The sequence below is a fragment of the Streptosporangium sp. 'caverna' genome (genome assembly GCF_003203775.1).
Lineage (GTDB): Bacteria > Actinomycetota > Actinomycetes > Streptosporangiales > Streptosporangiaceae > Streptosporangium > Streptosporangium subroseum.
On the sequence record NZ_CP029711.1, the window covers coordinates 1,958,204 to 1,972,383 of the forward strand.

Below are 14,180 nucleotides of genomic sequence, written 5' to 3' on the forward strand. Positions count from 1 at the left end.
AGACGCCGGATCAGACGCCGAGCAGCTCGGCGGCGGCCTGGGCGTTGGCGCGGGCGGCACCGTACGTGGCGAGGTAGGTGACGCCTTCGGGGCGCCAGATCGGCAGGCCCATCTCGACCACGGTGGCGTCGGGGCGGGCGGACAGCAGCGCGGACACCACCGATCGGCTGGCCTGGTAGCGGTGGGCGTCCTTGACCACGACGATCAGGGAGCGGCCGGCGGCGCGCTCCAGGATGCCCGGCACGTCTGCGTCCTCCGGCTTGACCCGGAGGACCTCCGCCTGCGGCAGCAGGGGAGTGAAGCCCCACGGCACGTCGCCGACCGCGATGGTCGGCGGGGTGTCGACCTCGACCACCAGGGGGTTGATCAGAGGGGACGCCGATCCGGTGAGGCTGATCGCGCGACGGGCGGCGGCCAGGCCGATCACGTTCTCCTCGGCCTGGCCCGTGTGGGGCGTGCCGAACCAGGTGCGCAGGCGGGCCACTCGCTCGGCCGCCGCCTCCAGGCGGGCCAGGGGCAGCCGCCCGTCCAGCACCGCGGCGACGATCTCGGAGGTGATCCGGCGGATGTCGTCCTCGGTCGGCAGCGGGCCCAGGCAGAGCAGGTCGGCGCCGGCGGCCAGGGAGAGCACCGCGCCGCCGGCCAGGCCGTAGGTGTCGGTGACCGCCTTCATGTCGAGGGCGTCGGAGATGACCACGCCGTCGTAGCCCAGCTCGCCGCGGAGCAGACCGGTCAGGGCGGCGGGGGAGAGCGTGGCGGGAATCAGGCCGGTGACGGCGGGGACCCGTACGTGCGCGGTCATGATCGACTTTGTCCCGGCCGCGATCGCGGCGCGGAAGGGGACGAGCTCGCGTTCGCGCAGCAGCTCCAGGGAGGCGTCGACGAGCGGGATCTCCAGGTGGGAGTCCTGACGGGTGGCGCCGTGGCCGGGGAAGTGCTTGACGCAGGCGGCCACGCCCGCCGACTGCAGGCCGTGGACGGCGGCGACGGTGTGCCGGGCGACCAGGGCGGCGTCCGACCCGAACGAGCGGGTGCCGATCACCGGGTTGTCGTCGGCGGTGTTCACGTCGGCCGAGGGGGCCATGTCCAGGTTGACGCCGCAGCGGGCCAGGTCGTCGCCGATGGACCGGTAGACGCGCCGGGTCAGCTCGGCGTCGTCGACGGCGCCGAGGGCGGCGTTGCCGGGATAGGGGCTGCCCACGTGGTAGGCGAGCCGGGTGACGTCGCCGCCCTCCTCGTCGAGCGAGATGACCGGCTCGCCGGCCTCGCGCAGGCGGGCGGTGAGGGTGGAGAGCTGGGCGGCGTCGGCGACGTTGAACCCGAAGAGGGTGACACCGCCGAGACCGTTCTCCAGATCACGCAGGACCCACTCGGGGACGGTGGTGCCCTGGAACGCGACGAGCAACGTGCCGGCCGCGAGACGGTGCAGCCCCTGATCGCTGTGTTCCGCGATGAACTCAGACATGGCGGTATGTAGTTCCTTACCTGAGATAGGGGGGTGTCGGATAGGGAAAGGGCTGGTACGGCTCGCTCCTTGTGGGTGCGAGCCGTACCAGCACCAGGGGGGTCAGCCCTTGACGGCGCCCGCGACGAGGCCGGAGACCATTCGCCGCTGCACCAGAAGGAAAAAGATGATCACCGGAATGGTCATCAGGGTGGAGGCGGCCATGATGCCGCCCCAGTCCACCGACCGCTGGCTGACGAAGTAGCGCAGCGCCACGGGCATGGTGTAGGTGCCCTGGTCGTTGATCAGGGTCAGCGCGAACACGAACTCGTTCCAGGCGGTGATGAACGAGAAGATGCTCGTCGCGACGAGACCGGGCGCCACCAGCGGGAACAGGACCCGCCAGAAGGTGGTGAACCGGCTCGCGCCGTCGATCCAGGCCGCCTCCTCCAGCTCCCTGGGCACCGCCGCGACGAAGGTGCGGAGCATCCAGATCGCGAACGGCAGCGTCATCGCGATGTTCACCACGATGAGCCCGAAGAGCTGGTCGTACAGGCCCGCCCGCCTGACCATGATGAAGAGCGGGATGAGCAGGGCCTCGCCCGGCACCATCTGCACGATGAGGAGCAGGACCAGGAACGAGGCGCGTCCGCGGAAGCGGAAGCGGGCCACGGCGGTCGCCGCGAGCAGGGAGAAGACCGCGCCGATGAGCACGGTGCCGAGGGCCACGATGGAGCTGTTGAGCAGGTAGCGCCAGATGGAGTGGCCCGCGACGCCCTCGGTGAAGACCCGCTTGACGTGGTCCAGGGTCGGGTCGGTCGGGAACGGGATGAAGTCCGTCGTGAAGATCTGCTCGCTGCTCTTGAACGCCGTGGTCACCATCCAGTAGACGGGGAACACCGCGAACACGAACACCACGACGGCCGCGGTGTTGAGACCGAACTTGCCGAGCTGCTTGCGCTGCTTGAGTTTCCTGCCGGCCTGGAGCTGCCCGGACCGCCCGGGTGTCTGGAAAGTGGTCATCGCACGTCCTCCGTCTTCACGATCTGGCGGACGTAGAAGAAGGTGATGACGAGCAGGATCAGCGTCAGCACCACCGCGATGGCCGCTCCCATGCCCATCTTGGGCGGCGCGCTGAAGGCCTGGGTGAAGGCGAACAGCGACAGGTTGAAGGCCTCACGGTTGGACGTTCCGCCCGCCAGCACGAACAGCTGGGTGAAGACCTTGAAGTCCCAGATGATCGAGAGTACGACCAGCACCGCGAAGACCGGCTTCAGCAGCGGGAAGGTGATCCGCCAGAAGATGCGCCACGCGGAGGCGCCGTCCATCCGGGCCGCCTCGTACAGCTCCTGGGAGATGCTCTTCAGCCCGGCGAGCACCGAGACCGCGATGAACGGGAACGACGCCCAGACCACCGCGACGATGAGCACCATGTAGATGGTGAGCGCGTCGTTGAGCCACGGCTCGCCGGTCCAGTCGGAGCGGCCGAACAGCAGGGAGGAGAACCAGTCGGGGAGCATGTTGAGCGCCCAGTTGATGACACCCGACTCCGCGTCGAAGAGCCAGCGCCAGATGATCGCGGTGGCGATCTGAGGAGTGGCCCACGCCGCCATGATGCCGACGATGAGGAAGGTCGACATCTTCTTGCCGAGCTTGTGGAGCAGCAGGCCGACCAGCGTGCCGAGCGTCAGGGTGAGCGCCACGGTGACGACCGCGAAGACGACGGTGTTGCGGAGAGAGGTCCAGAACAGTTCCGACTCGAACAGCTTCTGGTAGTTCTCGAAGCCGACGGACTCGGCCGGGACGCCCCGGATCTGCCGCAGTCCCACGTTCTGGAAGGACATGACGACCATCTGGTACAGCGGGTAGAGCAGCAGGCCGGCGATGACCACGAGACCGGGGAGGAGCAGCGCGTAGGGGACCACCCAGTCGGGCAGTCCGCTTGGCTTGCGCGGGGGTTTGCCGGTGTGGCGCCCCCGCGCCGGGGCGAGGGACGAGCCCCCGTCCCGGGCGACGGTTGAGGTGTTGGCCATGGCTACTGGTTCAGGATCTCTTCGAGTTCCTTGTTGGCGTCGGCCAGAGCGGTGTCGACGTCCTTCTTGCTCTCGATGACCGAGCGGGCCGCGGTCTGCAGGACCGCCTTGGTGTCATTGGCCTCGGCCCAGTTGGTGTCGTTCGGGAAGCCCTTGGCGACCTTGAAGGTCTCGGCGAACGGCGCCTGCACGGGGTCGGCGGCGTATTCGGCCAGCGCCTCCGGATACAGCGGCAGGAGACCGCCGTCCTTGGCGTAGCGGGTGCCGAACTCCTTGCCGGCGGCCAGCTTCACGTACTCGCCGGCCAGCTCGACGTTCTTGGCGTCCTTCCAGATGGCGATGTCGTTACCGCCCTGGAAGGCCGGAGCCGGGCCGCTGCCGTCCTTGGCCGGGAGCGAGAAGAAGCCCATCTTCGCGTCGTCGACCTTGCCGCCGCTCTGCTCCTTGATGGTGGTGATGTCCCAGCCACCGGTCACGTACATGCCGACCTTGCCGTTGGCGAAGCGGGTCGCGATGTCCACGGAGTTCTGGGTCAGGGCCGACTTGCGCGAGACACCGTCCTTGACCACCAGGTCGGTGTAGAACTGGAAGCCCTCCTTGAAGCCGGGCTCGGTCAGCTTGCCGACCCACTTGCCGCCCTCGAACGCGGCGAAGTCGCCACCGGCCGACCAGACGAACGGGGAGAGCGACATGTTGGCGTCGGAGCCGCCGTTGAAGGCGAAGCCGTCGACGTCCTTGCCCTTCTCGGCGACGATCTTCTTGCCGGCCGCGACGAGGTCCTCCCAGGTCTTGGGAATCTCGATGTTCAGCTCTTTGAACCAGTCCGTGCGGTAGAGGACGGCGCGGGTGCCGCCACCCCACGGAGCGGCGTAGATCTTGCTGTCCACCGTCTCGTATCCCCACAGGTTCTGCGGGATCTGCTGGAAGTCGGGGTTGCCCTTGACGACCTCGGTGATGTCGGTGAGGGCGTCCTGCGCGACCCAGGCGGCCACCTGGTCGTTGCCGAACTCGGTGACGTCCGGACCCTCTCCGCCGGCCAGTGCGGCGGTCCACTTGGCCTGCGCGTCCGGCCACGGCACCCACTGGACCTTGACCTCGGCACCGGTGGTCTCCTTGAACTTCGCGTTCAAGTCGGTCATGAGGGCGTTCTGCTTCTCGTCCGGAGCGCCGAGGCGCCACACGGTCAGAGTCTGGCCGGCGAACTTGGGGCCGGAGGCGGCGGGAGCGGACGCGGCGGACTCGGAGGTCGACGCGGGCTCGCTGCTGCCACAGGCGGCGAGGCCCAGGGCGAGGGCGGCGGTGGTGGCCGTCGTGGTGGCGATTCTCGCGAACTTCACTGGAGGTCTCCCTTTCAGGCTTTCGCCGGGGTTTGCGCTCATCTGTTATCGGCTGGGGTCCCCGCGACCCTCTGTGCTCGCTGGGAGCGATCGGAGCTGCCACAACCCGCGGCTTGGATTGCCTGCCTGCGGGCTGACCCTCGTTAAACTAACAAGAAACTTTCTTAAAAGAAACGATCGTTAGCGGATCGTGACGGGGGTTCGATCCCGTCCCGGCGCCCTGGTTTCGGTGCTCCGGCAGGCCCGGGAACAGGCGCTCTCTGAAACGGTGTGAGAATTACCGGCATGCGCGACATCGTTTTGATCTCTGACCCCCGCGTCTCCTCGATCCCCGTCGAGGAGTCCGGAGAGCGGTTGATCGACGTCCGGGGGCGGTTGCGAACGGACGAACGGCTGGCCGATCCCGAGGGGGCCTTCGCGCACCTGCGGGAGGGGCTGCTGGGCCGGCTGGAGGGCGCCCAGGCACAGCTTCCGCCGGGATACCGGCTCCTGGTCGTGGAGGGTTATCGCCCGCTGGCGACACAGCAGCAGATCTTCGAGAAGTACTCGGCGGAGTTGCGGGCGACATTTCCAGAAATGTCGCCCGCCGAGATCCGGGTGGCGGCCAGTCGCTACGTCTCGCCCGTCGAGGTGGCCCCGCACACCGCCGGCGCGGCGGTGGACCTGACCCTGTGCACCGAGGACGGCACCGAACTCGACATGGGCACGCCGCTCAACGCCACCCCCGAGCAGAGTGAGGGCGCCTGCTACACCGACGCTCCAGGGCTGTCACCCGAGGCCCGCCACCACCGCAAACTCCTCGGCGTCGCCCTCGAGTCGGCGGGCCTGGTCAACTACCCCACCGAGTGGTGGCACTGGTCCTACGGCGACCGCTACTGGGCCATGACCACCGGAGCCGCCTCCGCCCTCTACGGCCCCCGCCTCCTCTGACCCTGTACGGCACCGCCGCCTCTGCGGCGCCCGGACTCCGTACGGAACCGGCGCCGTTTACGGCCTCCGGCTCCGCACGGCACCGCCGCGATCACGCGCCCTCCCCGCGCCCGCCGACCCGGCGCACGACACGCAGCAGGTACTCCCTGCGGTCGAGCGGGTCGTGGTCCGACCTCGGCCGCGTCGGGATCGTGCCGCGGACCGGCCGGTAGTGGTCGAAGGCGCACTCCAGCACGCCCTCACCGCTGGTCAGCGACGGCAGCTGCCGCTCCAGCCCGTGCACCGAAGCGGCCGGGATCTCACCCTCCACCAGATACGACGAGCCCCGCGTCACCGAGGTCTGCGGCACGGCGCGCAGCCGCGCGAGCACGGGCAGCACCGATCCGAACACGTCCGCCGGCAGGTCGAGGTGGAAGCGGTGCATCGGCTCGTGCACCCTGGTGCCGGCCCGCGTGAGCGCGCTCATCAGAACCAGCGGCGTCAGGTTGCGGAAGTCCCCGGCGGTGCTCGACATGCTCTTGTCGAAGACACCGTGGGAGTGGCTCTGCCGCGCCGCATACCCGGAATGCGTCAGGGTGACCGTGCAGTCGGTGACCTGCCATCCGTAGAGCCCCTGGTTCAGGGTCTCCCGCACGGTCTCCTCGACCGCCTTGATGAACGAGAACGGCATCGACCCGAGCTCGACGCCCAGCCTGAACTCCACGCCGGTGTCGATCGGCGCCGGCTCGACGCGCAGCCCGACGGTCGCGAGGAACGGGTTGGACTCGGTGTGGAGGATCTCGGCGGCCGCGCCGGTGCCGACCGGCCGTTCAATGTGGATGGTCGTCGTCTCGCGGAAGGTGACGTCGACGCCGAAGTCCTCCGCCAGCGTTGCCTGGATGACCTCCTTCTGCACCTCGCCGTAGAGCGAGACGGACGTCTCCTGCCGGAGGTCGTCCTGTCGCAGGTTGATCAGCGGGTCCTGCTCGGCGAGCTGGGTGAGCGCGAGGTGCAGTGCTCCCCTGTCGGTGGGTCGACAGGGGGCGACGATCGTTTCCAGGGTCGGCGGGGAGAAGTGGTGGCCGTCCGAAACCGTCGTGCGCGGCATGCCGATCGGATCCCCGATGCGGATGTCGCCGAGTCCCCAGAGTCTGCCGATCTGTCCCGCGGCCACCGAGTCACGCGACAGGTCCGAGCCGTGCTCGAAAACGCTGATCGCGGTGACCTTGCCCTCCTCGTCCTCGCGGAGGCGCAGCCGGTCCCGCACGCGTACCGTTCCCGAGAACATGCGGACACAGGCGATCTTCTCCCCGGCCGGACCGCGTTCGACCTTGAAGACGGTGCCCGAGATCGGGCCGTCGGCATCGCCTTCTGCCGCGGGCAGCAGCTCGGTGATGCCGGCGATCAGCGCGTCCACGCCCGCGCCCGTGATCGCCGAGCCGAAGAACAGCGGATGCACCAGTGCCTGTCCGGTCTGCGCCGCGAGTCCGGCGCGGAGCCGGAGGTAGGGCAGGGTCGCCTCGTCGTCGACGTACGCGGTGAGGAACGCGTCGTCGTGGTCGGCCAGGAGGCCGACCAGACCGGACGTGAAGCCGGCGTCGGCGGCGCCGTAGGGCACGGAGAGCGCGCCGCGGGTGCCCATCCCGAGGACCGAGCCCATGGAGATGCTCGCCGGGGCCAGCTTCTCGGTGATGCTCCGCACCACGCGTTCGTACTGGGCGCCACCGCGGTCGATCTTGTTCACGAAGACGAGGGTGGGAATGCGCAGCCGCCGCAGGGTCCGCATCAGCACGCGGCTCTGCGCCTGTACGCCCTCCACGGCGGAGACGACCAGCACGGCGCCGTCGAGCACGTTCAACACCCGCTCCACCTCGGCGATGAAGTCCGGGTGGCCGGGCGTGTCGATCAGGTTGACCGTGACGTCGTCCACGACGAAGGAGGCGACGGCGGACTTGATGGTGATGCCGCGCTGCCGTTCCAGCGCCAGGGAATCGGTCTGGGTGCTGCCGTCGTCGACGCTGCCGATCTCGTCGATGACGCCGGCGGCGTGGAGCAGCCGCTCGGTCAGGCTCGTCTTGCCGGCGTCAACATGCGCCAGAATTCCCAGGTTGAGCGTTCGCACGAAGTGTCATGTCCTTGAGATAGATGGCAATTCCCTCCTGGATGGACATGAACGCTCGGCGCATGGTGGTGGCTCCTCGGTTGATCGGCTGTCATCGGCAGTCCAGCAGACGGCCGTTCCGGACGGCAACCGATTTACCAGCCGCTCAGCGGCGGCCCGCACGACTCGGCCGTCGCCGAAAGCGGTGTGCGGCAGTCGCGTCTGTTACCGGGGCCAGGGCGGGCGGGGGCGTTCATCTGGATCGCCGGCAAACGGCGGACCGCCGGTCATCGGGGGTGAGGATGAAGGTTCGCGGTGTCGGCGAGGCCCGGCGCGGAGAAGGCTCTCGGCGCCGGGCCTCGCGTCCGTCCGGGGTCAGCTCGCCGAGACGGAGAAGCTGTTGGTACGGAAGTCCATTCCGCCGCTGGACGACGTGATCTCGTAGCCGAACTGGACGTCGCCCAGGGTCACGTCACCGAACCAGTTGCTGGTCCTGAGCCAGGTCAGGACCGCCTTGATGTTCACGGTCCCGGAGGTGGCGTTGCCCTGCCGGACGAACGAGAACACCTGGTTGGAACCGTTGGAGCCGCGGTAGATGTCCCAGGTGTGGCCGCCGACCGACGCGCTCGTCTGCCGTGACCCGATCGGGCCCACCGGGCCGTACTTGTTCATCCAGAGCATGATCTCGTAGGTGTGGCCGTCACACCAGATGTCGTACGCCGTCGTGTACGCGCCGCCGTTCGGCACCGTGACGTTGAAGCTGCTGCTCACGGTGCCCAGGGCGCTGATCTTCCGGTTCACGTTCCTGGTGGCGTTGGGGTAGGACTTCACCCCGCCGGTGTTGGGGTGGTTCGCCCAGACGCCCCAGTTGCTGGATGAGTTCGCCCAGATCGTCTGCGGGCCCGCGCCGCCGCCCCAGATGTTGTTGTAGAGGGTGTAGCCGTTGTTGGTCCACGTGGCCCACTGGGCCGACGAGGACCAGACGGCGGCCTGGGCCGGGTTGGCGAGCAGCCCGACGAGCACCACGATCATGGATGCCGGAACGAGAAGACGTAACGTCCTGAGCATGATCTTCCTCTCCCGCTGTTGTCCTGCCGACGGCCGGTGCCCTCCGCCTCGCTGTCGAATTAGAGGTGTCGAAGCGCTTCGACGATATTTCGATGTGATCGGAACCGGTTCCGTCTGGAGTGGGGTTACCGTAGGCCCGCGCAGGGGCGTGGACAACGCAGGATGGAAAGCCTTTTCCGGCAGGCCAGGTCAGGCGGAGAGCGGCGGCGGGCGCCCATGAAACTTCCAGCGATCCGGTCACGCCGGACGCGCGCCGAACCGGCTCAGGTCGCCGAAGAGATCGCCTCGACGGCGTCCTGGCGCAGGTGGCGGCTCACGTCGCCGATGAGGTCGACGTGGACGCGCCGCTCCACGAAGCGCCACCGCCCGTCGCGGCGCTCGAAGCGGTCGTGGTACCGGCCGCCGGCGATGGGTTGCAGGGGCAGGTCGGGCAGCGCCTGCATCGCGGTGAAATACGAACGCGAGGTCGCCGTGCCCTCCTCCTCGTCGACCTCGATGATCAGATTGGTGGTGACGTGCCTGGTCCGTGGTGTGCCGTCGGTGTAGACGATCAGCGTGTCGTGAAAACTTCTCTCGATGGCGTCTCGGCCGCTCACCGGTGCGGTGCCGCCGGAGAAGGTGGCGTCGGCGAGCAGGGAGCCGACCCCCGCGAAATCACCGTCGTCTACGAGCTCGGCGTAGGTTGCGATCAGGTTCTCGATGGCCCGGTGGCTCGACGGCGGGTCGACGGGGGTGGGTGTGGACATGATTGCTGCCTCCAGGCAGGATAGATCAATCGGAGGTTGCCTCCGCTTAATTATACGGAGGCGACCTCCGTTTTGCAACGAGCCCCGAGGCAGACGCCCGGGGACGGAGTATCGGCGCTCCGAGCCGAGGAAGGGCCGAACGATGACGAGGAACGAGACCGCCGCGGCGGGCGCCAAGCCCATGCGGGCGGACGCGCGGCGCAACTACGACCGGCTGGTCACGCACGCCAAGGCGGCATTCCTCGAACAGGGCACGAACGCCTCTCTGGAGGACATCGCCCGCCGGGCGGGCGTCGGCATCGGCACGCTCTACCGCCACTTCCCCCACCGCACGGCGCTCATCGACGCGGTCTTCCAGGAGGAGGCCAACGCGCTGATCGCGCTGGCGGACGAACTCACCGACGCGGACGACCCGTTCGAAGCGCTCGCCATCTGGTTGCGTGCCGTCCTCACCCGCCACAGCGCGTACCGTGGCATCGCCGCCGCGCTCATGGAGCCCGACCGCGATCCGGAATCGAACGCCACGTCGGCCTCGTCCATGATCCCCGTGCGCGGGGCGGGCGGTGTGCTCCTGGAACGCGCACAGCAGGCCGGGGCCGTCCGCAGGGACACCGACATCTTCGACCTGATGCGACTGGCCGGCGCCATCGGTCTTGTCGCCGAGAAGGCTCCGGAGGATCCCGGACTGGCCGACCGGCTGCTGCTGCTGGCGGCGGACGGTCTACGCGTACGAGCCTGAGTCGCTCTGCCGTCTCGGCCTCGCACTCTGTCCGGGTCGTAGATTCGCAAGGAGCGGACTTGCCGGATGCCTCCCGGGGCCACGGCCTCCGAGGTCCGTACCTCATCTCCATGTTCTAGAGGTCGGGGAGAGGGGTTCTCCAGCGGAGGGGGTGGCCGGGGGTGGTGCCGATCAGGCGGCCGGCGTGGGCGGTGAGGACGGTGCAGTCACCGGCGGTGCAGAGGTCGGTCCACTCGGTGGGGGTCGGCAGGGGCATCCGAGTGCGGATCCGGCCGGTGGGGTCGACGATGTGGAGACGGGCGTTCAGGGCGGTGAGGGCGATGGCGCCCGCGCTGTCGTCGACCCGGGTCCATTCGGAGGCCTCCGCCGGGAGACGCCACAGGCCGCCATGGGCGGTGACGGCCCACAGGTCGCCGTCCACCAGGGCCAGCCCCACCCCGCCCGATGGTCCCTTGCCGAGGACCGTCCAGGGGGCTTTCGCACCCGGGTCGCGGTAGACGAGCCGGTTGTCGCCGGTCAGACCGTACAGGCCGATGGGCCTGGTGGCGGACGCCTCTCGCGGGGTGGCCATGGCGACGACGCCGCCGCCGGAGCCGATCCGCTGCCAGCGCAGGTTCTGGCCGGAGACGTCCCGGCGGTACAGGACGTCGTCCACCCCCACCCCGTACAGCTGGGAGTCGCACACGGTCAGCGCCCGGATCGAGTCGCGGGGGCCTATCACCTCCCACCCGTTCACCGGGGAGGCCAGCCGGTTCAGCACGTTGCGGGTGATGCGGTCCACGGCCGGGTCGTGCAGGGTGTTGCCCCAGTTCACGGTGGAGGCGGTGAACACCGTCCCGGCACCGAGGCCGAAGACGCCCATGGTGGCCATGCCGCCCTGGCCGTACCGGTGCCAGTGGCGCAGGTCGGCGGTGGCCAGGACGACGAAGGACGGCGGGGTGCCGTCGCGCCCCGTGGCCACCGGAACGCCGTCCACCTCCGTGAAGTCGCAGGCGTCCGTCTCGTAGCCGATCGCGCCCCGGCCGAAGGTGTCGCCCTCGCCCAGCTTGGTCCCCTCGAAGACCCAGTGCTCGGGGAACCGGGTGGTGTAGGACTCCTCGTGCATCAGCTGCATGTACGGCCCCCAGGTGCCGGCGCCCCGCCGGAAGCTGACACCGGTCAGGCCGTTCTCCGGCCGGTTCACCGGCGCACTGGACCACTCGACCGTGGTGAGCCCGGGCTCCACCGTGGACATCGGGTCGGCGACCGCGTCGCGGTAGCAGACCATGGTCCGCCCGTCGTCCTCCAGCCGGAACTGCCACCAGCAGGTGTTGCCGGAGAACACCGCCAGGTTGCCGCCCCGGCGGACGAACTCCTCGACGTTGTCGCGCATCTCCGCCGACCAGTACTCGTCGTGGCCGTTGAGCACCAGCAGCCGCCTGCCCGCGAGCAGGTCGGGTCCCTCGTGCAGGTCGAGGCCGGAACAGTAGTCCACGTCGTATCCGGCCGGGCCCAGCCAGCGGAGCATGCCCTCCTCCCAGCGTTCGGGAGGCGGGCCGCCGCCCGGCCGGTCGAAGGAGACGCGCGAGGCCCGGGTGGGCTGCTCGCTCCAGTAGATGGACTCGCCGGGGATGCCCGCCCGGTTGTAGGCCTGCCAGGTCGGGAACGGGATCGACAGCAGGATCGGCGAGCTCGGCCGGGCGGCCCGTACGACGAAGTAGACCTCGCAGACGTCCTCGTCGGCGGTGAACACCGCGCGGTAGAGCGAGCTCGGCCAGTCCTCGGGCACGTCGAGGGTCCACAGGGGAGCGCCGAACTCCCCGTCGAGCACGGCCAGGTCCGCGGCCACGTCCTCCACCAGCACCGAGCCGCGGAGGGGAGCCCGGGACGCGCGGGCGAGATGGAAGCGGAGCTCGCCGCCCCGGACGCAGGAAGTGGCCTCGGCGTAGGCGTGGACCGTCATCCGATGGGCTCCAGCACCTCGTGGAACGCCGCCTCGACCATCAGCGACTCCAGGTCGAACAGGTAGCGCTCCATGGTCTTGCGGGACATGAAGCGGGTGTCGGCGGTGAGCGAGACGCCCAGCCCGCCGGGTTCGCCGCTCACGTGCAGGCAGAACCGGCAGTTGAGTTTCTCCTGGCTGAGCGGCCAGGTCAGGGTCGTGGCGTCCATTGCCCGCCGTACGGTCCGCTCGTCGTGGGAGGGGTCCACCCGGTCGGCGAGGCGCGCGTCGTTGAAGCAGCAGTAGGGGTGGATCGGCGTGCCCCGCTCCAGGCTGACCTGTGCGGTCAGCCGGTCGCGGTCGCGCGGGTCGTGGTAGGCGGAGCGGTAGGCGCGCAGCGAGGCGGGCCTGGCCGCTCTCAGCAGGTCGCGGAAGCTGTTGACCCGCAGGTCCAGCACGAAGAGACCCTCCTGGGAGAGCGTGGTGACCACGTTCGCGGTGTCGCCGCGGAAGCGGTTTCCCACGATCGGCAGCATCGCGCACATGTCATGGCCGCCCGCGCGGCCGGCCAGCGCGGACGTGGCTGCCAGCAGCACCGTCGAGGTGCTCATGGTGTTCGCGGCGGCGACTTTCTGGAGGGCCAGCTCCAGCGCCCGGGAGACGAGCTGCGCCCGCCAGACGGGGGGATTCTCGGGTGCGTCCGCAGGCTGGTCGAACATGGTCGGCGGGATGCGCCGATACTCGCTCTCCCAGTACGCGGCGGCGGCCCCGGCGACCTTCAGGCCCCTCTCCGACTCCTGCCGGCGAGCCAGGTCCAGTGGCGAGGGCGGAGGCGGACCCGGCAGGGAGCCGCGGAGCAGCAGCAGCCGCAGGTCCGTGATCGCGATCGCGGCGCCGAGGCCGTCGGCGGCCAGGTGGCAGAAGACGAGCACGATGTGGGTGACCTCCCCGCCGGCGAGCACGAGCCCGACCCTCAGCGGCCACTCGCCTTCGTAGTCGAAGGCCGTCTCCGCCAGCGCGTCCAGCAACTTCTCCGGGTCACCGCCGGACACGGTGACGGGGATGGCGCCGGTGGCCTCCAGCGCCTGATACGGCCCCGCCCCCGGGTACGGACCAGTCCTCAGCCGGGTCCGCAGCGACTCGTGCCGTTCGACCAGCGCGCCCAGGAGCTCGGCGGCCCGTTCCACGGTGAGCGGCCGGGCTCGTTTGGGCACCGCGAGCACGCGGCCGAAGTTGAAGTAGTGGTCGTCCGGCGCCGTCTTCTGCATCGCGTCCCAGATGGCCCACTGCCCCCAGGTCAACGGTGCGATCTCCGATCGGCTCCCCGAGAACCGGATGTCCATGTGCTTCTCCAGGTTCAGGAATCGGAGCGGTGAGCCTTGATGTAGCGCTCCAGCACGTCCAGGTCGTCCAGCAGCTCGAACCCGTCCCCCGCCAGGTCGATCTCCACCTCGAACTCGTTCTCCACCGCGTCGATCAGCCGCATCTGCGCCAGGGACGTTATCCCCAGCGCCGACAGCGGGACCGCCGCGGCCATCGCCTCCTCGGCCGTGACCGCCCCGTCCGAAGCCGAGGCCACCATCGCGGCCAGCCGTTCCCTAACCATGCCGAGCTCCTTTCGCGCCGTCCCGGTCGTCATCCGCCGAGAGCTGGATCCGCTTGTCAGACACCTGTGACCTCCGGGGCGGGCCCCGTGACAGCCTCCGCGCCGGTGTTCCGGGCGCCGAGCGGGCGCATGTCGGTCCAGACCTTGTCGATGTGGGCCAGACAGTCCTCCTTGCCGCCGGAGAAACCGTCGGCCCGCCAGCCGTCCGGAAGGTCCTGGCCCGCGGGCCAGATCGAGTACTGCTCCTCGTGGTTGACCACGACGCGGTAACTCACT

At 69.4% G+C, this 14,180-nt stretch carries 13 protein-coding genes; 2 read left to right on the plus strand and 11 right to left on the minus strand.

The features are described 5' to 3' along the window. Positions 1-10: 10 nt before the first annotated feature. The 4 genes from DKM19_RS08780 to DKM19_RS08795 all read right to left on the minus strand — a co-directional run bounded on the left by DKM19_RS08780 (position 11) and on the right by DKM19_RS08795 (position 4,814). Positions 11-1,465, minus strand: coding sequence for a glycoside hydrolase family 3 protein (locus tag DKM19_RS08780; RefSeq protein ID WP_110695270.1), 1,455 nt, complete (start codon positions 1,463-1,465; stop codon positions 11-13). Positions 1,466-1,567: 102 nt separating this feature from the next. Further along, complete coding sequence (locus DKM19_RS08785; protein ID WP_110695271.1) at positions 1,568-2,467, minus strand: carbohydrate ABC transporter permease; 900 nt, start codon at positions 2,465-2,467, stop codon at positions 1,568-1,570. Further along, the gene (locus tag DKM19_RS08790) at positions 2,464-3,477 is read right to left on the minus strand and encodes a carbohydrate ABC transporter permease (RefSeq protein ID WP_110695272.1); all 1,014 of its coding nucleotides are present in this window, start codon (positions 3,475-3,477) and stop codon (positions 2,464-2,466) included. The genes DKM19_RS08785 and DKM19_RS08790 overlap by 4 nt, the downstream gene beginning before the upstream one ends. Positions 3,478-3,479: 2 nt before the next feature. After that, the gene (locus tag DKM19_RS08795; protein ID WP_110695273.1) at positions 3,480-4,814 is read right to left on the minus strand and encodes an extracellular solute-binding protein; all 1,335 of its coding nucleotides are present in this window, start codon (positions 4,812-4,814) and stop codon (positions 3,480-3,482) included. 285 nt (positions 4,815-5,099) lie between these two features. Between DKM19_RS08795 and DKM19_RS08800 the strand changes: the two genes are divergently transcribed. Beyond that, a complete protein-coding gene (locus DKM19_RS08800; RefSeq protein WP_110695274.1) occupies positions 5,100-5,744 on the plus strand; it encodes a M15 family metallopeptidase in 645 nt (214 codons plus the stop codon). A gap of 91 nt (positions 5,745-5,835) precedes the next feature. Here DKM19_RS08800 and DKM19_RS08805 read toward each other — a convergent pair whose 3' ends face one another. From DKM19_RS08805 to DKM19_RS08815, 3 genes are all read right to left on the minus strand, one after another. Then, positions 5,836-7,845: a translation factor GTPase family protein gene (locus DKM19_RS08805; RefSeq protein ID WP_110695275.1), complete on the minus strand. Its 2,010-nt coding sequence runs from the start codon at positions 7,843-7,845 to the stop codon at positions 5,836-5,838. Between the two features lie 354 nt (positions 7,846-8,199). After that, positions 8,200-9,048, minus strand: coding sequence for a hypothetical protein (locus DKM19_RS08810; protein WP_369988367.1), 849 nt, complete (start codon positions 9,046-9,048; stop codon positions 8,200-8,202). 107 nt (positions 9,049-9,155) lie between these two features. Continuing rightward, positions 9,156-9,638: a nuclear transport factor 2 family protein gene (locus DKM19_RS08815; protein ID WP_110695277.1), complete on the minus strand. Its 483-nt coding sequence runs from the start codon at positions 9,636-9,638 to the stop codon at positions 9,156-9,158. Between the two features lie 142 nt (positions 9,639-9,780). On the opposite strand from DKM19_RS08815, the gene DKM19_RS08820 reads away from it, so the two are divergent. Beyond that, on the plus strand, positions 9,781-10,377 hold the full coding sequence (locus tag DKM19_RS08820; protein ID WP_204358713.1) for a TetR/AcrR family transcriptional regulator: 597 nt from the start codon (positions 9,781-9,783) through the stop codon (positions 10,375-10,377). 115 nt (positions 10,378-10,492) lie between these two features. Here DKM19_RS08820 and DKM19_RS08825 read toward each other — a convergent pair whose 3' ends face one another. From DKM19_RS08825 to DKM19_RS08840, 4 genes are read right to left on the minus strand one after another with little or no spacing between them, the layout of a single operon-like run. Further along, complete coding sequence (locus tag DKM19_RS08825) at positions 10,493-12,319, minus strand: N,N-dimethylformamidase beta subunit family domain-containing protein (protein ID WP_110695278.1); 1,827 nt, start codon at positions 12,317-12,319, stop codon at positions 10,493-10,495. After that, a complete protein-coding gene (locus tag DKM19_RS08830) occupies positions 12,316-13,641 on the minus strand; it encodes a condensation domain-containing protein (RefSeq protein WP_110695279.1) in 1,326 nt (441 codons plus the stop codon). Before DKM19_RS08830 ends, DKM19_RS08825 begins: the two co-directional genes overlap by 4 nt. 14 nt (positions 13,642-13,655) lie before the next feature. Continuing rightward, a complete protein-coding gene (locus DKM19_RS08835; protein ID WP_110705569.1) occupies positions 13,656-13,904 on the minus strand; it encodes an acyl carrier protein in 249 nt (82 codons plus the stop codon). Positions 13,905-13,960: 56 nt separating this feature from the next. Then, positions 13,961-14,179 (minus strand): MbtH family NRPS accessory protein, encoded by a 219-nt coding sequence (locus DKM19_RS08840; RefSeq protein ID WP_110695280.1) that lies wholly within the window; start codon positions 14,177-14,179, stop codon positions 13,961-13,963. Between the last annotated feature and the right edge of the window lies 1 nt (position 14,180).